Below are 26943 nucleotides of genomic sequence, written 5' to 3'. Positions count from 1 at the left end.
ATGAAAGAATTAGTTTCGATAATCACCCCCTCCTACAATTCGGCGGAATTTATAGAGGAAACCATACAGTCTGTACTCAGCCAGACGTATGAAAACTGGGAATGGCTGATCTCGGACGACCGTTCCAAAGATAATACGGTTGAGCTGATCCGAAAGTACAATGATCCCAGAATAAAATTACACGTTCTTGAAAAAAACGGCGGCGCAGGAAATGCCCGAAATAAAAGCCTCGAAAGAGCGGAAGGTCGTTACATCGCCTTTCTGGATTCCGATGATTTCTGGTATCCTGAATATCTTGACGAGATGATCGGGTTTATGGATAAAAACAATGCAGAATTGGTGTACTGCAATTATTCCAGATGTGATGAACATACGATGGAACCGGTTCTAAAAGATTTTGAAGCCGATACAGTCGTTACCTTTTCCAACCTGCTTAAAACCTGCAGACTGGCTCCGGTTTCTACAATGTACGATACCAAAAGAGTGGGAAAATTCTTCTTCCCCGTGAAAAGCAAGCGCGAAGATCATGTGATGTGGCTGAATCTTCTGAAAAAAATCCCGAAAGGCTATCCGCTGAATAAAACACTTGCTAAATACAGGATGCGCGAAAACAGTGTTTCCAGAAAGAAAAAAAACATCATCCGAGATCAATATCTGGTGTATAAAGATTTCATGGGATTTTCTACAGTTAAATCTTTATACTATACCGCAAACTGGGCATTCAACGGATTTTTGAAATATTCGAAAATTTTTAATTAATTTTATTGAATGGAATATTCAAAAGAGTTCAAAACTGCTCTGAGCAATTTTTCTTCTGTAGAAAAAGACCGCCTGATTTTCAGATTATTAAAAAAAGATAAACTTTTATCTAAAAAACTATACTTCGAACTTATTGATCCTGAAACCACAGACAATAAAAGAGATGCGATGGAGGAAATTGTTTCCGAAAAAGTTTTACTGGCATCAAAATACATCAGCAATCAGAAATATTTTCTGGGAATTATCCGTAAAATAAGCAGTGAAATTACCGAACACGTAAAAGTAACGACCGATAAATTCGGAGAAGTTTCTCTTAATTTATTGTTGATTAATAAGATTTTAGAATATAACGAAGATCTGAGCCGACAAAGATTCGATAATGTTTATAAACTGTATCTCTACATCATTAATAAAGTGGTGAAAGCTTTGCTTTTAACCAAAAAACTGGATGTCGATTACTGGATGGAAATTGATGAGCATCTGGATAATTTAAAAGATAAAATCCTTGAGAATACATATTTATCCAAACTTTTCATTAACAACGGGATCGATTTTAACTGGCTGACCAGCGATAAGATTCCGGAAAATTTTGACCAGATCATCAAAGACATTAAAAATCAGGGATTTTTACGATAAGATTTTCTGTAAGATCAGTTCCGTAGAATTCGGTTTTTCAGAGACAAATTTTTCAGCATTTTCAGACATTGCCTGAAGGGAATCTTCATTATTAATTAAAAACAGAACAAAATCTGCAGCAAGACCTGCATTTTCAAAAGACCTTCCTCCATCCGCCGAAATAAGACCGTCTGCTTCAGGATTTTTTCTATACTGATTTCCGAAAATTACCGGAACGCCAAAGGTTGCCGCTTCCAGAATATTGTGAAGTCCCGCATCATGAAACCCTCCTCCTACCACCGCAACATCGGCGTAAGAATACAATTTTGAAAGCAAACCGATGCTGTCGATAATTAAAATATTTGAGTTAAAATCCTCAACAGAATTTTTAATTTCACTGTATAAAATTGCTTCCGGAAAAAGCTGTTTCAAATGGGAAACTCTCTTCAGATCATGCGGAGCAATAATTAATTTTGCATAAGGACTTCCCTGCGAGACTTCCAGCGCAATTTTTTCTTCCGCCTGCCAAGAACTTCCGAAAACCACGGTTTTATCTTCGCCAATAAAATCTTTAATCCAATCTACTTGATTGTCTCGATGTCTCAACTGTTTTACACGGTCAAATCTCGTATCTCCCGTTACCGAAGATTTCGTTAATCCAATGCTTTTAGCCAGAGCAAAGGACATTTGGGTCTGATGAAAAAACCAGTCGATATTTTTCTGAAGTTGCTGTACAAACCATTTTCCATACGATGTAAAAAACGACTGACGATCATAGAACAAAGCTGAAATCACATACGTTTTTGCTCCTTTATTTTTAAGTTCACCAAGAAGATGATACCAGTAATCATACTTCACCGTAAAAAATAGTTGAACATCAAACTGGTCTGTAAATTCTTTTACAGCAGATTTTTTATCAAAAGGAAGATAACAGATCACATCGGCAAAATGTTTCTTTTTCACCACGTTTTCATAACCGGATGGAGAAAAGAAGGTGACTAAAATTTTATGATCCGTAAATCTTTCTTTCAACTGTTCCAAAACAGGCAGTCCCTGTTCATATTCTCCAAGACTTGAAGCGTGCATCCAGATCACTTGATCAGATTTTTTAAAGCCTGACTTCACCTTTCCTAAAGATTCTTTCCTGCCTTCAACGCCTTTTTTAGTTTTATCATTGAATAACGCAAAAACCTTCATCCCGAAGATGAGCAGATGGATAAATATGTTGTATAGAGTTTTCAATTCTTTTAAATTTATAAAATCTTGGTCTTTATTATTTCTATTACTTTAGCATAATAGTCTTTAACAAAAAAATTAACTTCTACAGAAATGCTATTATTCCAAATACATATAACTTCACATAGAGGATCTAACTGAACAGCAAACTCTATGTTGTCTAATTTATAATATGCTATTAAGTCTTCAGGTTGATTTATCGGCTGGTAAAATTGGAAGTTATTCAGATTTAAAGATAATTCGTATTTAAAAAACTCAAAAATTTCACAGCCAAAACCAGAATACCTGAGTTTAGCTTCCATATAACTTTCAGCTTTTAAATTCCAACTATTTAAAATATTCGCAGTCATAATATCTTTTAATTTCCATTTAAAGCACAATTCTATCATTATCAGCCGAAGGACTGGAAATGACTAAAAATTCCAGATCTTCATCAGATTCATTAGCAATATAATGTTTAGATTTTGGGGGAATGGTAATGCTTTCACCGTTTTTTACAGACAACCTTTCGCCATCAATAAAAAAGACAGCTTTCCCTTTTAAAATATAAAAAAACTGTTCTGCGAGATGATGAAAATGCAGCTTTTCTGAAGTTCCGGAAAGCATAATTTCCTGCTTGACGGATAAATGGGCATCATTTTTCAGAATCCAGCTATCGCAGTTGTCTCCCCAGATATAATGTTCAGAATTATTTTTAGATTTTATCATTTGAAAACACCTACAAAAACGAACAAAATAATTAAACTTCCAATCACCGAAAAAATTGCCGAAGACATCGGGACTCTTGGTTTTACGTTTTCATCAAAAGAATACCGGAACATATAATCCTGACTGTTTAAAAATAGCAATGTGATTATCATAAACAGCCATCTGATAAAAATTTCCATGATCATGAACTGAGCATCCTGATTTTCTTCAGTAATTTTAACAGGATAATTGGCAGATTCTGGATCTCTCACAATAAAAGCAAATAAGAAGTAAAGTCCGGTTAAAACCACAGGCATTAAAAAGGCATATTTCTTACTTCCGAAATTATCCGCTTTTCCGTCAAAATCAAAATGAATGGGTATAATCTGAGGCAGTGATTTATAATGTTTCACCGTAAACCACCACAGAAAAACCAGTAATCCAAAATTAAAAATATCAAAAACAGTAAAGAGAATATTTTCCATTTCAGACAGATTTTAAGTTAAAGCAAACTTTTAATTACTCTCAGTTTATGGGTATGTTTATTCATTTCTTTGTTGAAAATTCCTGTAGAATCCAGCGTGTCGATTCTCACTTTTCCGGAAGCGTGGATAATTCTCTGGTTATCCAGCATGATTCCGACGTGAATAATCTTTCCTTCCGGATTTTCAAAAAACGCAAGATCTCCCGGCTGACTTTCTTCAACAAAGCTTAATGATTCTCCCACTTCAACCTGCTGTGAAGCGTCTCTCGGTAATTTTATGTCGTGAATTTTGTAAACCAACTGTGTAAAACCTGAGCAGTCTACCGCAAAAAAGCTTTTACCGCCCCATAAATACGGCACATTCAGGAATTCTTTTGCCGTTAAAGCAATACTTTCTCGCACGTCGTGACTTCTTCTCGACGCTACCGCAGGAAATTCAACTTCCGAACCCATGGAAAGCAGTGTTTTTCCGTCATTCATCAAGACAGAAGAAAAGTCTTCGGTTACAACGGTTACTTTCCGTTTAGCCAGATATTCGTCTGTTACAGGTTTAAGCTGTTTCGTATCCATCCATCCTTCATAGCCGTCATAATGCATTTTTATTCTGGTCCAGTTCTTATTCACTTCCAGAATATCTGCACTTTCCCCAAACAATATTTCCGTAACAATTTCTGCTCTGTCCGAACCTTCTGCACGAACAGGAGCTACTGTAACAACACAAATTCCTTTATCCATTTATTTTTCTAATTAAAAGGTTAAGACTTCGGTTCAGGTTGAGAAAATACTCTGTAAAATCTAACCTTAAACTCAACCTCAAATTACTTTCTGCGTAAAAAATTCAGCCCGTCACGCAAAGGTAAAATAAGATTTTCAAAATCATCATCTTTTGCAATCAAATCATTCAGTTCCTTAATGACCTGCGTAGATTTCTGTTTCGGATTTTCTTCCAGAACTTTTCCGTACCAGAGAACATTATCAAACATCACCACCGAGCCGGATTTTGTTCTTGGCTTTATTAATCTGAAATATTCTGCATAATTTTCTTTGTCGGCATCAATGAAAACCAGATCAAAAAACTCATCGGTTTCTCTTAGAAATTCCTTCGCATCCTGAAGCCTGAAATGAATCTGAGAAGCGTATTCACTTTCCGCGAAATACTTTTTAGGAAGGTATGCCAAATCTTCATTCACATCCAAAGTAGTAATTTTTCCGTCTTTTGCCATTCCCGTTGCCAGACAAAGTGTTGCATAGCCTGTAAAAGTCCCTATTTCCAGAATATTTTTTGGCTGCATCATCTGCGAAATGATGGTTAACAATCTTCCCTGCTGATAACCGGAGATCATGTGTGGCTGTGTGGTCTTTTGGTATGTTTCCCTTCTCAGTTTTCTCAGAATTTCAGGTTCCGATGAAGCGTGCGTTTCAAGGTACCTGTCCATTTCCGGAAGTTTTTCTTCAAAAAAGCTCATGCTGCAAATTTTATTTCGGTCAAATTTACTTAAATATAACAAAAAAGCGGAAACAATCCTAAAGATTCCGGAAAGATGGGAAAATCCCCCAGTTTAATTACCGTAAAAATACGGATGGTCTCGTCTGCGAATAAGCCTAACTTTGCAATGAAGGGTAAAAACACACGACATAATGCTTGCGGGAAAAAAACAAATTAACCAGAGAAATCAGAAGACTACAGTGCGTAAAAGCACTGTGGATTCTTTTTCTAAAAAAACTAAACCGGAACTATCCAATTCATTTTTTCAAAAAATTATTTCTTTGCTGAAAAAAGAAGAACTAATTTGATTAATCACAAACAACAAATCCCGAATTGCTTCGGGATTTGTTTTGTATTGACTGAATGTTGATTGTAAATTATTTCTTTGGCGCGATATCCATTAATTTCATAAACTCATCAAGTTTAGGCATAATGATGATCTCCGTTCTTCTGTTTTCCGCTCTTCCTGAAACGCTCATGTTAGTCGCTTTAGGATTGTATTCGGAACGTCCACCTGCTGTAATTCTTGCAGGATCTACTCCAAACTGAGTCTGAAGAACTTTAGCAACCGCAGTTCCTCTTAAAGCAGAAAGATCCCAGTTGTCTTTTGGTAAATTCGGAGAGCTTAAAGGAGCGTTATCTGTATTTCCTTCGATAAGGACAGAATATTTATCGTAATCGTTAATTACTTTAGCTACTTTTCCTAACACTTCCTGAGCGGCAGGTAATACGTTGTAATCTCCTGTTTTGTACAACATTTTATCTGAAAGAGAGATCATTACCACTCCTTTCAGCACTTTTACCTGAACATCGCTGTCTGCTACGTTATCCAACGATCTTTTCAGTTTGTTTGATAATGCTAAATTCAAGCTGTCGTTTTTCGCATTGCTTGATATAAGCTGTTTGATATAAGAGTTTGAAGAATTGATTTCTCCAACCAGCTTGTCGATATTGGCAGAGCTTTTCCCTGAATTCGAAAGACACGCATCCAATGAAGATTTCAAAGCATCATGCTGACTTTTCAATAAATTATTTTCACTTGTTAAAGCTGAATTCTGAGACTTCAGTTCCTGAATTTCTCTCTGTCTTTCACCTACGTTTTCAATACATTGCTTGTAATTTGAGCTCAATGCATCATACTGCTTTTTGCTGATACAAGATGTCATTCCCAACACCATTGCAGATACTGCTAAAATTTTAAAAATTTTCATAAATAATCATTTTTAGACGAACCAAAGGTAACGAAATTCATTTTAATTATATGAATTATCTTTGCATAAAAGAAATTCCGGACATCCATGCTGAACGTAGACAACTTCCAAAATCAGCTTAAAAACATTGTTGATTCCCCCGAAAACCGAAGCTATCTTCTTGCGGTGAGCGGAGGTGCAGATTCTATGGTTTTAGCACACTGCTTTAAGGACTTAGGCATTCATTTTCAGATTGCCCACATCAATTATAAACTTCGTGGAGAAGATTCGGATCTAGATCAGAAAACGGTGGCGGATTTTTGTGAGAGAAACCATATTAAATTTCATTTATACAAAGTTTCAGAAAAAGACCAGAAGCCGGAACATTCTATCCAGCTTTGGGCAAGAAAACTGCGGTATGAATTTTTCAGAAATGTTCAAAGAGAAGAAAATCTGGAATTTTTAGTCACCGCACATCATCTGAACGACCAACTGGAAACTTTCATCATCAATCTTTCAAAAGCAGCCGGAATTAACGGATTGAGCGGAATTCCGGCAAACGAAAATCACATTTTAAGACCTCTTTTAAATTTCACAAAAGAAGAAATCTACGAATTCGCAGAAGAAAATAATATTGAGTACCGTGAAGATCTGTCTAATAAGAAAAATGATTATTTAAGAAATAAAATTAGAAACGAAATTGTTCCGAAACTTCTGGAAACCAACGATCATTTTCTGGAAAATTTCAAAAAAAGCTCTTCTTATTTAAACCAGACCAAAGATTTTGTCCAGCAGCAGATTCAGGAGATCGAAAACAGGATTTCGGTTTTCAACAGAGAATATACAGTTTTATCCAAAAGTAAGCTGAATGAAGAAAGTGATTTTGTGAAATTTGAGATCCTTAAAAAGTATGGTTTTAATCAGGAAGAAGAAATTCCGAAAATTTTTAAAGCTGAAAACGGAAGTTCTTTTTTCTCAAAAGATTATCTGCTGATCGTCAATTATGATGAACTAATTTTAAGCAAAAAGACGGAAGATGGAAAATGGAAGTTTGAAAAGCACAGTGATGATGAAATTCTTCTGATGGAAAATTTTGACTTTTCTGAAAACCAGATTACCGTTAATCTCGAAAATATCATTGAAATTGAGCAAATCAATAACAGTCTGAACTGGGCATTTGATGCAGAAAAACTTTGTTTCCCACTGCGTTTAAGAAGGCAGAAAGACGGTGACGAATTTTTTCCGGCAGGATTTTCGGGGAAAAAGAAAGTTTCTAAGTTTTTTAGGGACGAAAAAATATCTATTTTAGCAAGGCAGGAAATCTGGCTCCTTACCGACGGTGAAGATTCGGTTTTGGGAATTATTCCTTTCAGGCAGGACCGAAGATGTATGGCAACGAAAAACACAGAGAAAGTTCTGAAGATTACATGAACAAAAGAACAACAAACACTTTAGCAATAGAAGATTTCCAGAAGGACAACAATGTTGCCTTTGGTATTCTGTACCGGAAATATTTCGGCTACACCAGAAAATTTGTTCTTTCCAACAAAGGAAATTCTGAAGATGCAGAAGATGTTTTTCAGGACGCTTTAATTATTCTGTACGAAAAATTATATGATGACGATTTCAAAGCCTACACTTGTCTTGCGAACTACGTTACCGGAATTTCCAAAAACCTTTGGCTGAAAAAATTGCGCAACCGAAACTTTTTTGTGGAAATGCACGAAAGCTATTATTTTGAAAACAAAGAAGAGATCAACCAGGCAATAGAAAACGAAAGGAATTATTATGATAAACTTAATGATTACATCAATAAAATTTCTTCGCACTGCCAAAACCTCATCCACGATATTTTTATGAAGAATAAAAATATGGAAGAAATACAGGAAAAATACAAGTATTCCACCAAGCACAATGCGCAAAATCAAAAGCATAAATGTGTGGAACAAATCCGAAAAATAAAAAAAGACGATAATTTTTAAACCTGATTATCAATACTTTAAATAAAATAATTAAAAAATCATCTTTTCGCAGGGTGATTTTTTCTGTTTTTGGGAACTACATAGTAAATACTTTATCTTATGTTCACCAAAATAATTTATACGTTCTTTTTCTTAGTTGCCATTTCGTTCAATGCACAAAGCAAAACCGGAATTCAATTTCAGACTAAAAATTTAGAAGAAGCCAAAAAATTGGCACAACAGGAAAACAAACTCATCTTCATCGATCTGTACACCACTTGGTGCGGTCCGTGCAAGCTGATGAAAAAGAATACGTTCCCGAATCCTGAACTGGGAGAATTTTTCAATAAAAATTTCATCAGCCTTTATATTAATGCCGAAAAAGAAGGAACAGAACTTGCCAAAAAATTTAAAATCGTTAATTATCCTTCCTTTCTTTTCTTAGACCAGAACGGCGAACTGGTGCAGTACGAATATGGATATTACAACGCTGCACAATTTTTAAATATCGGACAATCGGTTACAGAGAAAAGAAATTCAGACAAAAAAACACCGACAATCAGCGAAGTGAAGGGCAAAATGGTGGGTGAAACGATTCCCAACTTTACAGCAAAAGATCAGTTTGAAAAAACATTTTCTCTGTCTCAGGAAAAAAAGAAAACCGTGGTGGTTTTCATTCGTGGACAATGGTGTCCGTATTGTAATAAATATGTTGAAAGCCTACAAAATCTTGCTCCCGAATTACAGTCAAAAAACACAAGATTGGTCATTATTTCTCCTGAAAAACCTGAGTTTATCGCAAAAACCATCAGCAAAACCAAAACCGTGTATTCCGTTTTGTATGATGAAAACTACAGAATAGCAGAACTTTTTGATGTTCTGTACACACCCGAGAAAAAAACGCTTGACTTCTACGAAAACCGATTGGGAGACGATTTTAAGAAAAGTCGTTCCGATGATTCCGGAAGACTGCCCGTTTCTGCGACCTATATTTTAGATGAAAATCAAAAAATCATCTGGAGACATTTCAATCCCGATTACAAAGAAAGAGCTTCACTGGAGGATATTGTAAAACAGCTTTAATTAAAAATTTTCACCGCAAAAGTGGCAAAAGAAATGACTAATAAAAAGAAACATAAAAGAAAGCAAAAACGCATATTTTGAAAACTTTTGAAAATCTAAAATCCGATGCAAACTTTTGATTCTTTTGCGGTTAAAACATTTTATCTAAACAACTTTAATTAAAAAATTATGAAAAATACATTCACCCTCATTCTCGTATTTCTGCTTCCTTTTTTGGCATTTCCCCAAAAAGCAGAACATAGAAATTTAGAAAACAAACTGGCAATTCAGGGTTATGATCCCGTTTCTTACATCGAACAGAAAAAAGCGGTAAAAGGGAAAAAAGAATTTGCGGTCAATGTAAACGGAGCCATTTATTATACTTCTTCGGAAAAAAATAAAGAACTCCTGAAAAAAGATCCCGCAAAATACGAACCTGTTTACGGCGGTTGGTGCGCTTTTGCAATGGGAGATTATGGCGAAAAAGTGGAAATCAATCCCACCACTTTTAAAATCATTGACGGAAAAACACACCTGTTCTACAATAAATTTTTCAACAATACCCTGACTTCATGGAACAAGAACGAGGCAAAACTGAAAAAAAGTGCTGACCAAAACTGGAAAAAACTGACCAATTAATCCTCACAAAAAAATTAAAATTATGAAAACATTTAAAATTTTCCTGATAACAGCATTTTTACTGCTTTTGCAAAGCAATCATTTAGTTGCACAGGGATGCAGTGACGCCGGATTCTGTACGGTTAACAGTTTTCAGCCGAATAGCAACGACAGCATCAAAACTTACCATAATCAGATTAAAACCGGAATTTTCTTTGGCAAAGCAGATAATTCGATTTCTGTTTTTGGAAATTACGTAGAATACAACAGACAGATCGATGAACAATTCAGCATTGATGCCAAAATCACCACATTAGCACAAAACGGAAACGATGTTTCTACTTTTGGACTTTCTGATTTGTTTCTGAATGCCAATTATAAAGCTAACGAAAAACTGAAATTTACATTAGGTGCGAAAATCCCTTTGTCAGATGCAGGGAAATCTAAGAATAATATCCCCTTGCCAATGGATTATCAGTCCAGCTTAGGAACGTTGGATTTAATTGTGGGAGTGGGTTACGAAATCAAAAAAATTCAGTTGGTTGCCGCTCTACAACAGCCTTTAACGCAGAATGACAATCAGTTTCTGGCATCACAGTATCCCGCAAGTTCAGCACTGAGAGGATTTTTATCCACCAATAAATTCCAGAGAAGCGGCGATGTTTTGCTGAGGGTTTCTTATCCTTTAATGATTCATCCGAAAATAAGACTTACGCCAAGTATTTTGCCTATTTATCACCTGAAGAACGACCGTTTTACCAACCAAAACAATGTAGAACTGGAAATTAACAATTCGAAAGGGCTTACACTGAACGGAAATGTCTATCTGGATTACGAAATCAACCGGAGAAATGGACTTCAGCTTAATGTAGGTGTTCCTTTTGTCGTGAGAACATCCAGACCCGATGGACTGACGAGAAGCTTCATTGCCAATGTTGAATACAGAGTGAAATTTTAAATTCCTTAATCAGAAAATTTACAATCAAATAAAAACATCAGAAATTATGAAAACAATGATCACCTTTATTTTCGCGTCCTTTCTCTTGGTTTCCTGCGTCAGAGAAAGCACTGCAACAGAAGATTTAATGGAAATGGCTCCTGAAAATTCGGTCTTAAAATATTCCGGAGATTTTATGCAGGGACCTTACGGAAATAACGTTAACGGAAAAGCAGAAATCTATGAAAAAAACGGAGTCTTCACATTGGTTTTAAATGAAAACTTCACCATCAGCAACGGTCCGGATCTTTACGTGTATGTAAGCAAAGAACAGCAGCCATCGCAATTTGTTTCTTTAGGTAAGCTGAAATCTGTGAACGGCGGACAAACCTATACTTTTACGGGTTCAGTAAACTTCGATGAGTACAAATACGCAGTTGTTCATTGCCAACAATACAATCATCTGTTTTCTTACGCTTTATTGGAAAAAAAATAACATTACAAATATGAAAAACTATATCGATTGGGCATTACGATTAATTCCCGCCATTATTTTACTGCAGACTTTATTTTTCAAATTCACAGCACATCCGGATTCGGTTGCTATTTTTTCCCGACTCCACGCAGAACCTTTCGGAAGGATTTTTTCAGGAGTTTTGGAACTCATTACGGCAGTTTTAATTCTAAACCCTAAAACCACTTTTTGGGGAGCAGTTCTGGGACTTGTAACGATGATTGGAGCAATTGCCTCACACATTTTCATTCTGGGAATCGATACCAATAACGATGGCGGAAAATTATTTTACCTTGCGCTTACCGTTTTTGTTTTCTGTGTGATTCTTTTAATTAAATTTAAAAAAGGAAAGTATGAATAAAGACCAATCGGTTTATGCGATCTTACACGAGATCCTTACCGAACAACAGAATTTACTGAGAAAAGTTTCGGCAAAAATGTACACTCAGAGTATTCCTTCTCTGGACGGTTCTACCATTGGCGGTCACACAAGACATATTATTGAGTTTCTGGAAATTTTACGGAACTCTTACCATACGAATCAGATTAATTATGACGAAAGACAGAGAAATCCGGAACTGGAACAGAATCCTGAAAAAGCGATAGAAATTATTTCCGAAATACTTTTCAGCATTAATTTGCCCAACAAAAATTTGACAATGCATCAAACCGTGGGAACTATTTCTTTGGAAATTCCGACCAATTTCTTTCGGGAACTTTTGTACAATATTGAGCATTGCATCCATCATCAGGCGTTGATAAAAGTAGCTTTTAACGAAATTAAAATGAGTCATTTACTCAACAAAAATTTCGGAATTGCCCCTTCAACAATTCAATACAGAGAAACCCAAAACCTAAACTAAATGTGTACTGTAACGTATTTTCCGCTTAAAAATAAAATTGTTCTGACTTCCAACCGGGATGAGAAACCGAATCGTTCTGCACAGGAAATTCATCGTGAAAAAGGTATCTTTTATCCGAAAGATGCTACCAAAAACGGAACGTGGTTTGCGGTTTCAGAAAATGGAAATGCCCTCATTTTATTAAACGGTGCTTTTGAAAATCATCCGGTAAAAACAAATTACCGAAAAAGCCGTGGACTGATTGTTTTGGATCTGATAGCGGAAGAAGATATTTTCAAGTCAATAAAATTAATTGATTTGGAAAACATTGAACCTTTTACGCTGGTGATTTTTCAGGAAAAACAATTGGCGGAATTTCGCTGGGACGGAACTGAAAAACATTTTAAAAGATTAGACGCTCATCTTCCGTACATCTGGTCTTCCGCAACTTTGTAGGATGCAAAAGCACAGGAAAAAAGAAGGGAAATTTTCAAAGAATTTCTGCAAACCAAGCCGATTTCCGAAAAAGATATTTTAGATTTCCACCATCAGAAAACCGATGATCTGGAAAACGGAATTACCATCAAAAGACAAAATACGATACAAACCATCAGTACGACACAGCTCGTTATTTCCGATGAAATGACACTGAAACATTATGACCGACTGAACCCAGATTCAAAACCCGAAAAAATTTCCCTCAAAAATGAAACTCAAACATCGCCTTCATAAAATTGCACATTGGGAATACTGGTCTACTTTTTCCATTTACCTGCCGCTTTTTCCGGTTTGGCTGTACTGTGCATATAAAGCAAGAACGCTTTTGTTCTTCCACGGTGCGAATCCTTCTATAAAATACGGAGGAATGGCAATGGAAAGCAAAAAAGAAATCTACGATCTGATTCCCGAAAACTGGATCCCGAAAACGGTTTTTGCATCCCCGGAAGTTTCATTTCAGGACATTTTATCTGAATTAAAATCACAAACCATCAACTTCCCCGTTATTGTAAAACCCAATATCGGATTGAAAGGTTTGGGCGTTGTTCAGGTTGAAAATGTAAACGAACTGGAAGATTATCAAAAAAATAATGACTGTGATTTTTTAATTCAGGAAAAAATAAATTATCAGCATGAAGTCGGGATTTTTTACCACCGTTTTCCGGACGAAAAAAAAGGAAAGATCACAGGAATGGTGAAGAAAGAATTTCTTTCCGTAAAAGGAAATGGCAGAAAAACGTTGAGAGAACTGGTGATGGAAAATCCCAGAAGTGCGTTCCAGATCAAAGCCATAGAACAGAAAATGGGAAGCGAAATGCAGAAAACAGTTCCTGAAAACGAAGAAATAATTCTGATCCCGTTCGGAAGCCATACGAGAGGCGCGAAATTTATTGATATTTCAAGTGAAGTTACCGAAAAATTAGAACAAAAAATAGATGAAATCTGTACCAAAGTGAATGGCTTTTATTTCGGAAGACTGGATGTCATGTTTGAAAATTTGGAACTTCTAAAAGAGGGAAAGAATTTAAAAATCATCGAAATAAACGGTACTAAAAGCGAACCAACGCATATGTACGATCCGAAACACTCCTTATTTTTTGCATGGAAAGAAATTGCAAAACACTGGAACATCATGGCAGAAATCAGCAGAAAAAACCACGAAACCGGATTTCCTTATCTGGATATCAAAGAGGGATTTTCTGCGCTGAAAAACAATCTTGCCATAGAAAAAAGGCTGAGGAAGATTTCTTCGGTTGATTAATCTGCAAAAAACAGTTACTTTTGTAGTAAAGTATTTACATAAAATTACAATATGAAATTCTCTTCGATTTATAAAATCCCGTTGCTGCTTTTCTTTTTTATTACCCTTGCAGTTTCGGGACAAATCAAAAATCCTGTAAAATTTAAATTTACCATCAACGAACTAGGCGACAATCAATATGAAGCCGTCCTGAATGCCACCATGGAAAGCGGTTGGCATATTTACTCCAAAGACATTCCGGAAGATACGGGAATTCCTACCGACTATAAAGTTTCAGGGAAAAACATAGAACTGATCGGGAAATTTACCGAAGTGGGTAAAAAGCATGAAGAATTTTCTGAGGCTTTCGGCGGAAAAATTATTTTCTACTCCAATACGGCAGGTTTCAAGCAGAAATTTAAGCTGAAAGACGGAACAAAACCGGGAGATGTTGTTGCTGAAATTACTTATCAGACCTGTGACGACAGAGTCTGTCTTGCTCCCAATACGTTGGAATTCAATAAACAAGTTACGCCAAAAGGTGCGGCTGAAGAAGTAAAAACCGATGAAAAAACAACGGCAAAAGATTCTTTGCAGCCTGTTGTGGATACTTTGGGTAATGTTGTTCAAACCGCTGTTCCAACTGCAGAAACCCAAAAACTTGATCCTAAAAATTTAAAAATAGAATCCATTAATTTCCAGAAACCATTAACGGATTGCGGAACAGGAGCATCAAAAATAAGCGAAAACTACTGGACATATCTTTTGTTAGGATTTATCGGAGGTTTAATTGCCTTATTAACGCCCTGCGTTTTCCCGATGATTCCTTTAACGGTTTCGTTCTTCACCAAAGGAAATAAAAATCCGGCAAAAGGAAAAAGAGATGCTTTAATCTACGGATTTTTCATTCTTTTGATCTTTGTTTTATTAAGTGTTCCTTTCCATTTAATTGATGGAATTGCAGGAAATATTTTCAACGAAATTTCAACCAATGTATGGCTGAATATTGCGTTCTTCATCATATTCATTTTTTTCGCGGGAAGTTTCTTCGGCTATTACGATATTACTTTGCCAAGTTCTATTGCCAATAAATCTTCAAAAGCGGAAGAAGCGGGAGGAATTATCGGGATTTTCTTTATGGCTTTGACTTTAGTTATCGTTTCTTTCTCCTGTACAGGTCCTATTTTGGGAAGTTTATTGGGAAGCGCGATTACGGGTTCTGCTAATGTTCCGATGCTGCTAACTTTTGCTTTGGCAGGATTCGGATTGGCTTGGGCAATTGTTTTCGGTTTGCTGGCTTTATTTCCGCAGGCATTGCAAAGTCTTCCGAAATCCGGAGGTTGGATGAATACGGTGAAAGTTGTTTTAGGTTTCGTGGAACTGGCTCTTGCTTTAAAATTCTTATCCAAAGCAGATCTTGTTTCTAAAACGTTCTTCATTAAAAGAGAACTTTTCATCGGAATCTGGATCGTTGTAGCGATTGGTTTAGCCATTTATTTATTTGGATTAATCAAATTCCCGCATGACGACAAGAAACCTAAAATTTCTGTTACCAGAAAAATTTTAGGGGTTTTAGGAATTGGTTTTGTGGTGTATCTGGTTCAGGGATTAATTCCTTCTGACAGACCAAAACTGCAATTATTAAGCGGAATTTTACCTCCGTTAAATGTTAGCTATTTCCATGATGAAAAAGACGGAATTCTGGGAATGCATCCTGAACACGATTTCTTTACCGCTATTGAATTAGCGAAAAAGGAAGGCAAACCGATCTTAATTGATTTCACGGGTTACGGATGTGAAAACTGTAGGAAAATGGAAGAATTTGTGTGGAGCGAACCGGATATTTTACCGATTCTTCAAAACGACGTGGTTCTGGCTTCTCTTTATGTGGATGATAAAGAAGAACTTCCTGAAGATCAGAAAACAAAAGTCGATCTTGGTGACGGACAGGTGAAAAAAGTAAAAACCATCGGTGACCGATGGAGCCTTTTCCAGCAGGTGAATTTCAATAATAATTCCCAGCCGCATTACGTTTTATTAACGCCGGACGGAAAAGTAATCAACACCCCGGTTTCAGGATATATGGAGAAAGAAAAATTCAAAAAATTCCTCGAATGTGGTGTAAATTACTACAAACAGAATAAATAATATATTCAATTCTCATAAATCAGCCTTATCAGTTTTTCTGGTGAGGCTTTTTTAATACTTTGTTTTAAAATAATCTAATTTGGTGAATTTCATTTAAACGCAACGATCACAAGATTTAATATAACTATGCTTTTTTATTTTTGGTTCGCAAAGGCACTTCGTTCAGCGAATGATAGCATAAAGCCATCGCTGAGTGAAACGCCCTTGCGAACGGAAAAGTATTTTCACGTTATTCAAAAACTTTCCGAGCATTGCGTTTAAATGAAAGTTGCTCTTATTAAAAAATCTGGTAATCAAAAATTTATCACAAACATACAAGATTTCAAAAAAATAAGATTGATATAGATAATTATTAAACGCAACGACGACAAGATTTAATACAACTATGTTTTTATTTTTGGTTCGCAAAGGCACTTCATAGCACAAAGCCATCGCTGAGTGAAACGCCCTTGCGAACGGAAAAGTATTTTCACGTCATTCAAAAACTTTCCGAACATTGCGTTTAAATGAAACTCACAATGATTAAAAATCAGGTAGTCATAAATCAAATATTTATTATAAAAACTCCTTATCAGCGTTTTCTGTTGATAGGGCTTTTTTAATGTATTGATTTTAAACACATTTAAATTCAAACAGCAATTAAAATGTTAAATTAATACCATTTTTAAAATTTAGGTATAAACTTTGTATTGATTCAGAAATAAAAATAGAGATACAATACCCTTTATTGAAAATTGTTTAACATTTTAAAAACTATTAATTATGGCTGCAGTTATTGCACAAGAGAAGCAGGGAGGAAGCAAACAAAGAAAAAAACTGATCCGAGTTGACATGACTCCAATGGTAGACTTGGGATTTTTACTCATCACCTTTTTTATGTTTACCACGAATTTCACTAAACCCAATGTGATGGATTTAGGATTGCCTGCGAAGGATCCACATCCAGACCCAACGCACATACCCGTAATAAAACCTTTAAATCAGGTTACCTTTATTTTAGGAAAAGATAACAGAGTATTTTATCATCAAAGCTTTAAAGAAGGATTAAATACAAGTAATTTGAAAGAGACAAATTTCAGTGGAATTAATATCACTAAAATCATTTCGGAAGCCTACAATAACGCTCCCAATAAGGAAAATTTCAGCATTATCGTTGAACCTACAGATGACGCAAACTATAAAAACTTTGTAGATGTCCTGGATAATATTGCCATTTCGAAGAAAGAAAGATACGGAGTTACCGACATTAAACCTTGGGAAAAGAAAGTTTACGAAGAATTAATCAAATAAAATAAGAAGGGCATTTTTAAAATGCTCTTTTTTTTATTTACTTTTGAGTATAATTTATTCTTTAATGAAAAACTTTTTAACCGCAGTTATTTTAGCAGCTTTTATTGTTTCATGCTCCAAAAAAGAAGCAACTTCTACTTCCGATAAGACCGACAGTACAAAAATCATCGATTCTATTAATGCTGCGAGAACAAAAATCAACGACAGCATAAAATCTAAAAATCATTTTAAAGATTTCAGCGGATCTCATAAATTCACTCACAGTTCAATTAAAAATTCGGGTTCTGTAAATTTCAAAAAAATTGATGGCGAAAGAGACCATTACGCCGTTTCAGGAAATATCAGCTCCGGAAAAAACACCGTTGAAATAAAAGGATTTATGGCAGTTGTTTCAGACAAACACATGAATTTTACAGGAGAAATTACAGAAAGTATTTCGGCAAACGACAACGGAAAACCTTATACCAGAAAAGGAACAAAAACCTTCCTATCTAAAGACGGCGGAAAAACGTATCGACTTCAGGATATGGTAAATGGTTCAGGATTTGTTGAATATATTGACATCCACTTTTAATTACTGAAATATGTTAAACTTCGAGAGAAAAGGAAACGGAAAAGAAACTTTGGTTCTGCTTCACGGCTTCATGGAAAATCTTTCTATCTGGAGCGATATGGAGCCTCATCTTTCCGACAATTTTTCATTGTTAAAAATTGATCTTCCCGGTCATGGACAATCTGAAATCATTGCGGAAGTTCAGACGATGGAACTGGTGGCGGAAGAGGTAAAAAAAGTTTTGGATCATGAAAATATAACCAAAATTCACTTACTCGGACATTCGATGGGAGGGTACGTTTCTTTGGCTTTCGCAGAAAAATATCCTGAATACCTGAAAAGTTTAACTTTATTTTTCTCCACGTATTTTCCGGATGATGCTGAAAAAAAAGAACAGCGCATCAAAAGTTACCGCATCATCAAAGATGCTTTCGCGCATTACGCGAGAGCGGGAGTTCCGAATCTGTTCAATCCCAATGAAAAAGACATTCTGGAAGGAAAAATAGAAACCGCACTGGAAGTTGCCCTTTCTACCAATAATCTCGGAGCTTTGGCATCTGTAAAAGGAATGGTGGAACGAACGGACAAAAAGCATATCATGGAAAATCTTGAGGCAAAAATTTTGGTTCTTGCCGGAAAGCATGACAACGCGGTGAAAACCGAAACCATGATTAAGCATCTTCCCGACCGCACCAACATCAAATCCTACATTCTCGATTGCGGACACAACGGACATTGGGAAAAGCCAAAAATCTGCGCAGAGATCATCAATACAGAGCTTCTTCACAATATGCCGAAACATTTGGTCTTTTAATATGCTGGATTTTTTCTCTTTCAAAAAAAAGAAACCCGTCATCGGTCTGACTCTTTCAGGCGGAGGAATGCGCGGAATTGCTCATATTGCGGTTCTGAAAGCTTTGGAAGAGTATCATCTGAAACCGGATATTATTTCAGGTACCAGTGCAGGATCAATTGTAGGAGCTTTTTATTCTTTCGGGAAATCTCCGGATGAAATGATGGAAATCGTAAAGCAGACTACTTTTTTTTCGAGGTCTTATCTTAAACTCTCCAAGAACGGAATTTTCAGCTCGAAATTCATTCTGAAACTCTTCACCGATCATTTTCCGGAAGATGATTTTAACATTTTAAAAATTCCTTTGTATGTTGCCGCCACTGAAATGACGCACGGAATTGTAGATTTTTTCTCGGAAGGTGAACTTTTCATCCCGTTATTGGCTTCTTCGAGCGTTCCTTTTGTTTTGCCTCCGGTAAAAATTGGCGAAAAAATTTATGTAGACGGCGGTGTTTTAGACAATCTACCGATTGAACCAATTGTAGACAAATGCGATTTCCTGATTGCTTCCCACGTCAATTCCATCAGCTACGACAGTCTGGAAAAAATGAGCTTAATGAAGGAATTTGACCGGATTTTACATTTGGCCATCGCAAAATCTGTGTATTCCAAAGCCAAGACCTGTGATATTTTTCTGGATCCTCCGAAGATGACGAAATTCAGTCTTTTCAACAAAAAATTCTTAGATATTATGTTTCAGGAAGTTTATGAATACACCTGTAAAGAGCTTGAGGAAAAGGGATATTCGAGGAGTTAGAGTTAAGGGCTTTAGGGTATTAGTGTTTTGGTGTTGAGAGTTTTAGAGTATGAAGCGTATCATTCCGAAGAGCGGAGCGAAGAAGCCATCTCTTTAAAAGAAATTTAAATTCTGTGTTGATTATTTTTCAGGATTTAAAATCAATAAAATTCAGATTCTTCACTACACATTTTGTTATAAAAGACAAATACGCAGCTTTCTCAGCATGAATCTAAATCTTAAACTCAATCTTAAACTGAACCTCAATCTTAGCCTCAACTTACAAACTCTCCTCTCCTTCTATTTTCACTTTGAATGTTTCAATGGTTCCCTGCAAAGATTCGTAAGATTTTCCTCCGGCTGCATTAATGTGACCTCCTCCATTGAAATATTTTCTTGAAAATTGATTCACATCCATATCATCCTTACTTCTGAAAGAAATTTTAATAAAATCTTCATACAGATCTTCCATGAAGAATGCTGCCATTTTTACGCCTAAAATACTCAGTCCGTAATTAACGAAACCTTCCGTATCGCCTTTCTGGAAGCCATATTCTTTTAGTTCTTCCCTTGTTAAATAAAGAACAGCCACTTTTCCGTCTTTTACCACTTCTATTCTTCCTAAAATCAGGGCTAATAAATGAAGACGGGAAACGGTATTGGTATCCCATGTATTGGAAGTAATCATTGCAGGATCTGCTCCGTGTTCGATGAGATTGGCAATAATTCTGTGCGTGGTTGCACTTGTAGAACGGAATCTGAAACCTCCTGTATCCGTCATAATTCCGGTATAAAGACATTCTGCAATATCGTTATTCACCAGATTTTCATCATTCATCGCTTCTATGAAATGATAAACCATCTGACAGGTCGCAGGAATTACGGTATTGGAATAAACAAAGTCAAATTTTTCAGGCTGCTGATGATGGTCGATAAGAATCTTTTTCGCTCTGGAATTCGTAAGCCAGTCTCCCAAAATCCCTATTCTGGAAGGCGCATTGAAATCCAGACAGAAAATAACATCTGCTTCATAAATAAGATCAGAAGCTACTTTTCTTTTGTAGTCTGCAATCAGAACCTTTTTCGCTTCCGGCATCCATTTTAGAAATTTAGGAAAATCGTTGGGAACAATTACCTCTGCATGAATTCCTTTTGTTTTCAGATAATGTTTTAAACCAAGGCTGGAACCAATAGCATCGCCATCCGGATTATAATGGGTAAGAATTACAATTTTATGTTCCGGAGTAAGTAACTTGTTGATTTCTAAAAGTTCTGCTGGTGTAAACATCATGATGTTTATTTTTTCTTTAAATTTGAGTTTCCAAAGATAGAGCTTTTAAACAAATCATTGTGCATTATTTTTGAATATCGGGAAAGTACGCATCCCATCGGCATTTACAAAGAATGCATGAAAAAACAGTGTAATTTTTTTAAAAAAAGATTTGTAAAGTTTGCAACTTTTAAAAAATTCCATATCTTTGCAACCTGAAAATTAATAGATAATTACGATTTAAACATATAGTAATGAGTAAAAGAACATTCCAGCCATCAGAAAGAAAAAGAAGAAACAAACACGGTTTCAGAGAAAGAATGTCTACGCCAAATGGAAGAAGAGTTTTGGCTGCGAGAAGAGCTAAAGGCAGAAAGAGTTTAACTGTAAGTGCTTCACGCGCTAAGAGATAATCTTTTTATTATCATATACAAATCATGCTTGAAAAGTAGTTTTTCAGGCATTTTTTGTTGTTAAATTTTCCCAAAATTTAGGTTGTTTATTCTTCTTTTTCCTATTTTTAAAATCTGAAAAAATTTTAAGAAAAAGTACTTTAAAACTGAATTATGCCACATACAAATATCGCCGGAGACAATATCATCAGCTTACAGCACGCGAAGATTGCCCAAAAAAACTTCACGGTTCTTTCTGATGTGAATCTGAACATCAAAAAAGGAAGATTCTGCTATCTTATCGGGAAAACAGGTTCCGGAAAAAGTTCCCTGCTGAAAACTTTGTACGGGCATATTCCTTTGGCTTCCGGACACGGCGCAGTGGTAGGTTTCGACCTTGCCAAACTGAGAGCTTCCGATGTTCCGAACCTGAGAAGAAAATTAGGAATTGTTTTTCAGGATTTCCAATTGCTTTCTGACAGAACGGTTGAAAAAAACCTGAAATTCGTACTGGAAGCAACAGGATGGAGCGATAAGACAAAAATGGAAGACCGCATTAACGAAGTTCTTGGCAGCGTAAACATGAAAAGTAAGAAGCACAAAATGCCGCATGAACTTTCAGGAGGAGAACAACAGCGTGTTGCTATCGCGAGAGCGCTTCTCAATCATCCGGATCTTATTCTTGCGGATGAGCCTACAGGAAACCTTGATCCTGAAACTTCCAATGAAATCATGACTTTACTAAAGCAGGTTGCGCTTGAAAACGGAGCTGCCGTAGTCATGGCAACACACGATTATCATATGATCCAGAATTTTCCGGGTGAAGCCATAAGATGTGAAGACGGAAAAGTTTCTGTGCTTGATACAGCAGAATTATTTGAATAAAATTTAACCATTAAAAACAATTTAAGAAGTTAAGTTTCTTTAAGAAATCGATTAAATTTAAATTATTGATTTCAAAATAAAGATTATTTAACATCCTTAACTTATTAACAACCAGCTCAATGGTTAAAAATAGGTTTTATTTTCTAAAAACATGAAACTCTTTAGTGAGTTCAAGATATTGGTCCGAGTATTGTCTCGGACTTTTTTCTATGGTAAATTCGAGTTCTTCATAAAATCTTTCGCTTATGGAAAATTCAAGAATCAATCTTTTTGTTTTTGAGTTTTCAATGCCTTTAATATTGATTTTTTTAACTAAAAACAACTGATTTTCATTCGCAATCTGAATAAAATCGTTTCCGGCTTCAACAGGGATAATGACTGAAAATATTCCTTTTTCCGTTAGTAAAGAAGATGATTTTGAAATTAACTGCCTAAAATTTAATTCCACGGTCTGCCTTGCGATTTTATCTTTTTCAGAGCCGGAAGCTTCAAAATATGGCGGATTGGAAACGATCAGATCAAATTTTTCTTCGGATTGGAAATATTTAAAGTCCTGCTGAATATTCTTTAATCGTAAAGCGAAAGGTGAATTTTCAAAATTAAGTTTGGTGAGATGTGCTGCTTCTTCATTGATGTCTATTCCCAAAAATCGTGTCTCCTGATTTCTTTGCGCCAACATCATCGAAATTAATCCGGTTCCTGTTCCGACTTCCAATACTTTAGAAGCGTTATCAACACAAGCTAAAGCACCCAGCAAAACACCGTCCGTTCCTACGCGAAAGACGTTTTTAGACTGCTGAATTTCAAATTGTCTGAATGTAAAAGGCTTCACTATAAATTTGTGGGTAACATGATGGTAAATGTTGATCCTTTTCCGACTTCAGATTTAACGGTGATTTCTCCTTTGTAATCTTCCACCATTTTTCTTACCATGGAAAGACCAAGTCCCATACCGCTGTTCTTAGAGGTGAAATTAGGTTCAAAAATCCTTTCATAAATATTTTCCGGAATTCCGATTCCATTGTCCTGTATGGAAATCATCACACGTCTCTGATGCTGTTCCAGATCTACATTGATGATTAATTTTCTTTCATCGCTTTCCGCCTGTCTTGCATTCGTCACAAGGTTGGTAATGATTCTGGACAGATAAATCCTGTCCATATTGATCATGATATTGCTTTTATTGGAATGCATGAAAATACTGTCATCATTAAAAACACGGAGAATATCTTCCACCTCTGTATTCAGATTGATGATTTCATTGTTTTTTTCAGGAAGTTTGGCAAATTCCGAGAATGCAGAAGCTACGGTAGCAATCAAATCGATCTGATCGACCATGGTTTTGCTCATCTGCTTTACTCTTTCTCTGATATTAGGATCTTCGGGATCAAATTTTCTTTCAAAATTCTGAATGGTCAGTTTCATTGGTGTTAAAGGATTTTTCACCTCATGCGCAACCTGTTTTGCCATTTCTCTCCACGCTTCTTCCGAAGCTTTAAAACGAAGCCTTTCCTTCTGATCCTGAATCTGGAGAATCATTCTGTTATACGCTCTTGCCAAAGCATTCAGTTCGTCATTTTTATAGTAACGGATCGGGCGCATTTCATTTTCAAACAATGTAATGCGCGTAATCATATCCGAGAATTTCGTAATATTTTTTGCCAGGTTATTGGACATCACCCAACTAAACCACACACTGAATAAAATCAATAAAACATCTACAAGAACAATATACTTTACATAAACATTTAAGACATCAAAATACGCAGCTTCATCATGATAAAGCGGAATGTATACGATCCCTATAGGTTCTAAATCATTATTTCTCAACAATAAATATGAGGACGTAAGAACTGCATCCTTGGCGGAATCATACCCTTTGATATCAACCCTTGCTTTGGTTGCTAAAATCTTGTTTATGATATTAATAGGTACACTTTTTTGTTCAACAAGATTATTTTCCCTGTTAGACAAAAGATAGTTTCCTTTAAGATCATATATGTAAATATCATGATGATTGATGTCCGCAATTTCAAAAATTTTATTTTCCAAAACTTTTTTCAGATCATCAGTTTTTACCTGCGTCCTACTGAGTGCATAATCCAGATAGCCCATTACGGCACCTGTCTTATTCTGCATATCAATCTCACTCTGTTTTTCGTAATTTTCTTTCAAAACAAAGTATGGAACCAGCGAAGAAGCGACAACACTTAAAAGGCAAACCAATAAGAAACCGAAGAACACACGGTTCCTTAAGCTATATCCTTTATACATATTAATTGACATCCGCTATTTTTTAATTAACCTAGCAATATACTTACCAATTATATCAAATTCCAGATTAACTTTATCTCCAATTTTTAAATATTTCATATTTGTGAATTCCCATGTATACGGAATGATCGCTACAGAAAACTGCGTATCCTCGCTTTTTGCCACCGTTAAACTGATCCCATTCACCGTAATTGAACCCTGTGGAACGGTTACAAAATTTCCGTTATCTTCATATTTCATGGTAATAAAATAACTTCCCTCTTTATTTTCGATATTTACCACTTCACCTGTTTTATCAACATGCCCCTGAACAATATGTCCGTCGAGCCTCCCATCCATTTTCATGCAACGCTCAAGATTCACCACGGTTCCCTCCTGCCATTTTCCAAGATTTGTTTTTTCTAAAGTTTCATTGATGGCGGTTACCACATAACGGTCTCCTTCGATTTTCACAACCGTAAGACAACATCCGTTATGCGCAAGGCTTTGATCAATTTTTAATTCATTGGTAAACGGGCATGTTAAGGTAAAATCTATATTGCTTCCGTTTTCTTCGATCTTCTCAATTACTCCAACTGCTTCAATAATTCCTGTGAACATATTATTTTTTGCTAAATTTGTAAAATTATAATGTTCAAAGATAATCAAAATGAGCCCAAAAAACCATAAAGTACGAGTAGGAATTTCAATTGGAGATTTCAACGGCATCGGTCCCGAAATCATCATGAAATCTCTTGCAGACAAAACCATTACGGATTTTTTCACACCTGTAATTTTTGGTTCGGGAAAATTATTTACCTATCAGAAAAATATTTTTAAGTTAAATTTAAATTTTAACTACATCACCGAAGCTTCGCAGGCTCAGGCAGCAAAACTGAACATGGTGAATCTGGTGAAGGAAAATTCGATGGTAGAACTGGGAACGCCTACTGAAGAATCCACCAAAATGGCGATCGATTCTCTGGAAGCGGCTACCGAAGCTTTACTGAAAGGGGAAATCGATGTTTTGGTTACGGCACCGATCAACAAAGATGAAATGGTGAAAATGGGCTTTAAACACGCTGGTCACACAGGATATTTTGAAGAGAAATTCAATAAAAAAGGATTGATGTTCTTAGTGACAGAAGATCTGAAGGTAGCAGTTTCAACGCATCATATTCCAATTGCACAGGTTGCGGAGAATATTTCCAAGGAAAAAATTAAAAAACAGATCCGGGTTTTAAATCAGACTTTAATTGAAGATTTTAATATTACCCGACCTAAAATCGCAGTTCTGGGCTTAAATCCTCACGCAGGAGACGGCGGAGTAATCGGAAAAGAAGAAATTGAAGTTATTGCTCCGGCAATCAAAGAACTTTCCGATAATGGAGTTCTGGCTTTCGGGCCTTTTCCGGCAGACAGTTTTTTCCAGCCCGGAAAATACAAGAGCTTCGATGCTGTTTTAGCCATGTATCACGATCAGGGACTGGCTCCTTTCAAAACTCTGGCGTATGAAGAAGGCGTAAATTATACGGCAGGACTTCCATTCATCAGAACATCTCCCGATCACGGAACGGCTTATGACATTGCCGGAAAAAATGTTGCCGATCCACAGAGTTTTACAGAAGCAATTTTCACTGCCATTAAAATTTTCAGGAACAGAACGGAATACAATGATCTGATGAGCAATCGTCTGCAGCCAAGAAAAATGGCAGTAGATAACGGAATAGACGAAGATCTGCCGGATGAAACTGAAGGATAAATCTTTAATAAAGATTTTAAATTAATTTGTTAGAAATTTTATTTGTTATTATAAAAAAATTGCATATTTTTGCACACTCATTTTATGGACAAGTTAAGAAACTATGACGTAAGCTTTTCCGGGTTAAAAACCGGCAAGCACGAGTTCAGGTTTGAGATAGATAAAGAGTTCTTTCAATTATTTGACACTGAACAGGAATTTACAAATCCTAAAATTGCGGTGGATGTCTTATTAGATAAGCATTCTACCTTTTTAGAATTTGAGATCAAAGTAAACGGAACGGTAGAACTGGTTTGTGATATTTCGAATGAAAATTTCGATCATCCTATTGAAAACCAGATCAAAGTTTTGGTAAAATTCGGGGAAGAGTATGATGACAGCGAAGAAGATGTAATCACGATCCCGACTTCAGATCATGCGTTTAATATCGCTCAGCTGATTTACGAAAACGTAGCACTTTCCATTCCGATGAAAAAGATTTCCCCGAATGTAAGTGATGATGATCTTGCCATTCTGGAAAAGTTCAGCCCGAAAGAAATTCAGGAAGAAGAGGAGGAAGAACATGAAAGCGACCCGAGATGGGACGCACTAAAAAATTTGAAGAATAAAAATTAAATAGTTTAATGATGAGATGATGAATCTCATCGCTCATCAATTAAAAAAGTTATTACA

General features: G+C 35.9%; 32 protein-coding genes. 21 read left to right on the top strand and 11 right to left on the bottom strand.

The window, feature by feature from the left end; translation table 11 throughout:
- Both BW951_RS03745 and BW951_RS03740 read left to right on the top strand, forming a co-directional pair.
- Complete coding sequence (locus BW951_RS03745; protein ID WP_076390609.1) at positions 1–759, top strand: glycosyltransferase family 2 protein; 759 nt, start codon at positions 1–3, stop codon at positions 757–759.
- A 9-nt stretch (positions 760–768) separates the two neighbouring features.
- A complete protein-coding gene (locus BW951_RS03740; protein WP_076390608.1) occupies positions 769–1395 on the top strand; it encodes a deoxyuridine 5'-triphosphate nucleotidohydrolase in 627 nt (208 codons plus the stop codon).
- Here BW951_RS03740 and BW951_RS03735 read toward each other — a convergent pair.
- From BW951_RS03735 to BW951_RS03705, 7 genes are all read right to left on the bottom strand, one after another.
- A complete protein-coding gene (locus tag BW951_RS03735) occupies positions 1387–2616 on the bottom strand; it encodes a 3-deoxy-D-manno-octulosonic acid transferase (protein ID WP_076390607.1) in 1230 nt (409 codons plus the stop codon). The two genes, BW951_RS03740 and BW951_RS03735, sit on opposite strands and share 9 nt — an antisense overlap.
- Before the next feature lie 11 nt (positions 2617–2627).
- Complete coding sequence (locus BW951_RS03730) at positions 2628–2960, bottom strand: hypothetical protein (RefSeq protein ID WP_175608780.1); 333 nt, start codon at positions 2958–2960, stop codon at positions 2628–2630.
- A 19-nt stretch (positions 2961–2979) separates the two neighbouring features.
- Entirely contained in the window at positions 2980–3318 is a 339-nt protein-coding gene (locus BW951_RS03725; RefSeq protein ID WP_076390605.1) for a cupin domain-containing protein, read from the bottom strand.
- Complete coding sequence (locus tag BW951_RS03720) at positions 3315–3782, bottom strand: DUF1648 domain-containing protein (protein ID WP_076390604.1); 468 nt, start codon at positions 3780–3782, stop codon at positions 3315–3317. Before BW951_RS03720 ends, BW951_RS03725 begins: the two co-directional genes overlap by 4 nt.
- 17 nt (positions 3783–3799) lie before the next feature.
- Positions 3800–4516, bottom strand: a complete 717-nt coding sequence (locus BW951_RS03715) for a C40 family peptidase (protein ID WP_076390603.1) — start codon at positions 4514–4516, stop codon at positions 3800–3802.
- A gap of 83 nt (positions 4517–4599) precedes the next feature.
- Positions 4600–5247, bottom strand: coding sequence for an O-methyltransferase (locus BW951_RS03710; protein ID WP_076390602.1), 648 nt, complete (start codon positions 5245–5247; stop codon positions 4600–4602).
- Positions 5248–5644: 397 nt separating this feature from the next.
- A complete protein-coding gene (locus tag BW951_RS03705; RefSeq protein WP_076390601.1) occupies positions 5645–6478 on the bottom strand; it encodes an OmpA family protein in 834 nt (277 codons plus the stop codon).
- Positions 6479–6565: 87 nt separating this feature from the next.
- On the opposite strand from BW951_RS03705, the gene tilS reads away from it, so the two are divergent.
- From tilS to BW951_RS03625, 15 genes are all read left to right on the top strand, one after another.
- Positions 6566–7888: a tRNA lysidine(34) synthetase TilS gene (tilS, locus tag BW951_RS03700; RefSeq protein WP_076390600.1), complete on the top strand. Its 1323-nt coding sequence runs from the start codon at positions 6566–6568 to the stop codon at positions 7886–7888.
- Positions 7885–8439 (top strand): RNA polymerase sigma factor, encoded by a 555-nt coding sequence (locus BW951_RS03695; RefSeq protein ID WP_056013475.1) that lies wholly within the window; start codon positions 7885–7887, stop codon positions 8437–8439. The genes tilS and BW951_RS03695 overlap by 4 nt, the downstream gene beginning before the upstream one ends.
- A gap of 99 nt (positions 8440–8538) precedes the next feature.
- Positions 8539–9501, top strand: a complete 963-nt coding sequence (locus tag BW951_RS22365; RefSeq protein WP_084196354.1) for a redoxin domain-containing protein — start codon at positions 8539–8541, stop codon at positions 9499–9501.
- Between the two features lie 168 nt (positions 9502–9669).
- Positions 9670–10119 carry a YHS domain-containing (seleno)protein gene (locus BW951_RS03680; RefSeq protein WP_076390599.1) on the top strand — a complete coding sequence of 150 codons (450 nt, stop codon included), beginning with the start codon at positions 9670–9672 and terminating at the stop codon, positions 10117–10119.
- A 22-nt stretch (positions 10120–10141) separates the two neighbouring features.
- On the top strand, positions 10142–11056 hold the full coding sequence (locus tag BW951_RS03675) for a hypothetical protein (protein ID WP_076390598.1): 915 nt from the start codon (positions 10142–10144) through the stop codon (positions 11054–11056).
- 46 nt (positions 11057–11102) lie between these two features.
- Positions 11103–11531: a DM13 domain-containing protein gene (locus BW951_RS03670; protein ID WP_076390597.1), complete on the top strand. Its 429-nt coding sequence runs from the start codon at positions 11103–11105 to the stop codon at positions 11529–11531.
- A 10-nt stretch (positions 11532–11541) separates the two neighbouring features.
- Positions 11542–11910 (top strand): DoxX family protein, encoded by a 369-nt coding sequence (locus BW951_RS03665; protein WP_076390596.1) that lies wholly within the window; start codon positions 11542–11544, stop codon positions 11908–11910.
- The gene (locus BW951_RS03660) at positions 11903–12412 is read left to right on the top strand and encodes a hypothetical protein (RefSeq protein ID WP_076390595.1); all 510 of its coding nucleotides are present in this window, start codon (positions 11903–11905) and stop codon (positions 12410–12412) included. The genes BW951_RS03665 and BW951_RS03660 overlap by 8 nt, the downstream gene beginning before the upstream one ends.
- Positions 12413–12847: an NRDE family protein gene (locus BW951_RS03655; protein WP_076390594.1), complete on the top strand. Its 435-nt coding sequence runs from the start codon at positions 12413–12415 to the stop codon at positions 12845–12847. It begins immediately after the preceding gene.
- 250 nt (positions 12848–13097) lie between these two features.
- Positions 13098–14150 (top strand): ATP-grasp domain-containing protein, encoded by a 1053-nt coding sequence (locus BW951_RS03650; RefSeq protein ID WP_076390593.1) that lies wholly within the window; start codon positions 13098–13100, stop codon positions 14148–14150.
- Between the two features lie 51 nt (positions 14151–14201).
- Positions 14202–16277, top strand: coding sequence for a protein-disulfide reductase DsbD family protein (locus tag BW951_RS03645; protein ID WP_084196353.1), 2076 nt, complete (start codon positions 14202–14204; stop codon positions 16275–16277).
- Between the two features lie 762 nt (positions 16278–17039).
- Positions 17040–17567: a biopolymer transporter ExbD gene (locus BW951_RS03640; protein ID WP_076390592.1), complete on the top strand. Its 528-nt coding sequence runs from the start codon at positions 17040–17042 to the stop codon at positions 17565–17567.
- A gap of 64 nt (positions 17568–17631) precedes the next feature.
- The gene (locus tag BW951_RS03635) at positions 17632–18141 is read left to right on the top strand and encodes a hypothetical protein (RefSeq protein ID WP_076390591.1); all 510 of its coding nucleotides are present in this window, start codon (positions 17632–17634) and stop codon (positions 18139–18141) included.
- A gap of 10 nt (positions 18142–18151) precedes the next feature.
- Positions 18152–18934 carry an alpha/beta fold hydrolase gene (locus BW951_RS03630; protein WP_076390590.1) on the top strand — a complete coding sequence of 261 codons (783 nt, stop codon included), beginning with the start codon at positions 18152–18154 and terminating at the stop codon, positions 18932–18934.
- A 1-nt stretch (position 18935) separates the two neighbouring features.
- Positions 18936–19730 (top strand): patatin-like phospholipase family protein, encoded by a 795-nt coding sequence (locus BW951_RS03625; protein ID WP_076390589.1) that lies wholly within the window; start codon positions 18936–18938, stop codon positions 19728–19730.
- A 259-nt stretch (positions 19731–19989) separates the two neighbouring features.
- On the opposite strand, the gene BW951_RS03620 is transcribed toward BW951_RS03625, so the two are convergent.
- Positions 19990–20997, bottom strand: a complete 1008-nt coding sequence (locus tag BW951_RS03620) for a DHH family phosphoesterase (protein ID WP_076390588.1) — start codon at positions 20995–20997, stop codon at positions 19990–19992.
- A gap of 236 nt (positions 20998–21233) precedes the next feature.
- Between BW951_RS03620 and rpmH the strand changes: the two genes are divergently transcribed.
- Both rpmH and BW951_RS03610 read left to right on the top strand, forming a co-directional pair.
- A complete protein-coding gene (gene rpmH, locus BW951_RS03615) occupies positions 21234–21392 on the top strand; it encodes a 50S ribosomal protein L34 (protein WP_007843334.1) in 159 nt (52 codons plus the stop codon).
- Between the two features lie 153 nt (positions 21393–21545).
- Positions 21546–22256 (top strand): cell division ATP-binding protein FtsE, encoded by a 711-nt coding sequence (locus tag BW951_RS03610; RefSeq protein WP_076390587.1) that lies wholly within the window; start codon positions 21546–21548, stop codon positions 22254–22256.
- A 136-nt stretch (positions 22257–22392) separates the two neighbouring features.
- On the opposite strand, the gene BW951_RS03605 is transcribed toward BW951_RS03610, so the two are convergent.
- From BW951_RS03605 to BW951_RS03595, 3 genes are read right to left on the bottom strand one after another with little or no spacing between them, the layout of a single operon-like run.
- Positions 22393–23088 carry a tRNA1(Val) (adenine(37)-N6)-methyltransferase gene (locus BW951_RS03605; protein WP_076390586.1) on the bottom strand — a complete coding sequence of 232 codons (696 nt, stop codon included), beginning with the start codon at positions 23086–23088 and terminating at the stop codon, positions 22393–22395.
- Positions 23088–24542: a sensor histidine kinase gene (locus BW951_RS03600; protein ID WP_076390585.1), complete on the bottom strand. Its 1455-nt coding sequence runs from the start codon at positions 24540–24542 to the stop codon at positions 23088–23090. The genes BW951_RS03605 and BW951_RS03600 overlap by 1 nt, the downstream gene beginning before the upstream one ends.
- Positions 24543–24545: 3 nt before the next feature.
- Positions 24546–25130 carry a riboflavin synthase gene (locus tag BW951_RS03595; protein ID WP_076390584.1) on the bottom strand — a complete coding sequence of 195 codons (585 nt, stop codon included), beginning with the start codon at positions 25128–25130 and terminating at the stop codon, positions 24546–24548.
- Between the two features lie 49 nt (positions 25131–25179).
- On the opposite strand from BW951_RS03595, the gene pdxA reads away from it, so the two are divergent.
- Positions 25180–26271 carry a 4-hydroxythreonine-4-phosphate dehydrogenase PdxA gene (gene pdxA, locus BW951_RS03590; RefSeq protein WP_076390583.1) on the top strand — a complete coding sequence of 364 codons (1092 nt, stop codon included), beginning with the start codon at positions 25180–25182 and terminating at the stop codon, positions 26269–26271.
- 84 nt (positions 26272–26355) lie between these two features.
- The gene (locus BW951_RS03585) at positions 26356–26886 is read left to right on the top strand and encodes a YceD family protein (protein ID WP_076390582.1); all 531 of its coding nucleotides are present in this window, start codon (positions 26356–26358) and stop codon (positions 26884–26886) included.
- Positions 26887–26943: the final 57 nt, after the last annotated feature.

This window comes from Chryseobacterium gambrini (assembly GCF_900156825.1).
In the GTDB taxonomy this organism is placed as follows: Bacteria; Bacteroidota; Bacteroidia; order Flavobacteriales; family Weeksellaceae; genus Chryseobacterium; species Chryseobacterium gambrini.
The sequence above is the reverse complement of the archived record's forward strand: the minus strand, read 5'-3'. Positions and strand labels throughout refer to the sequence as shown.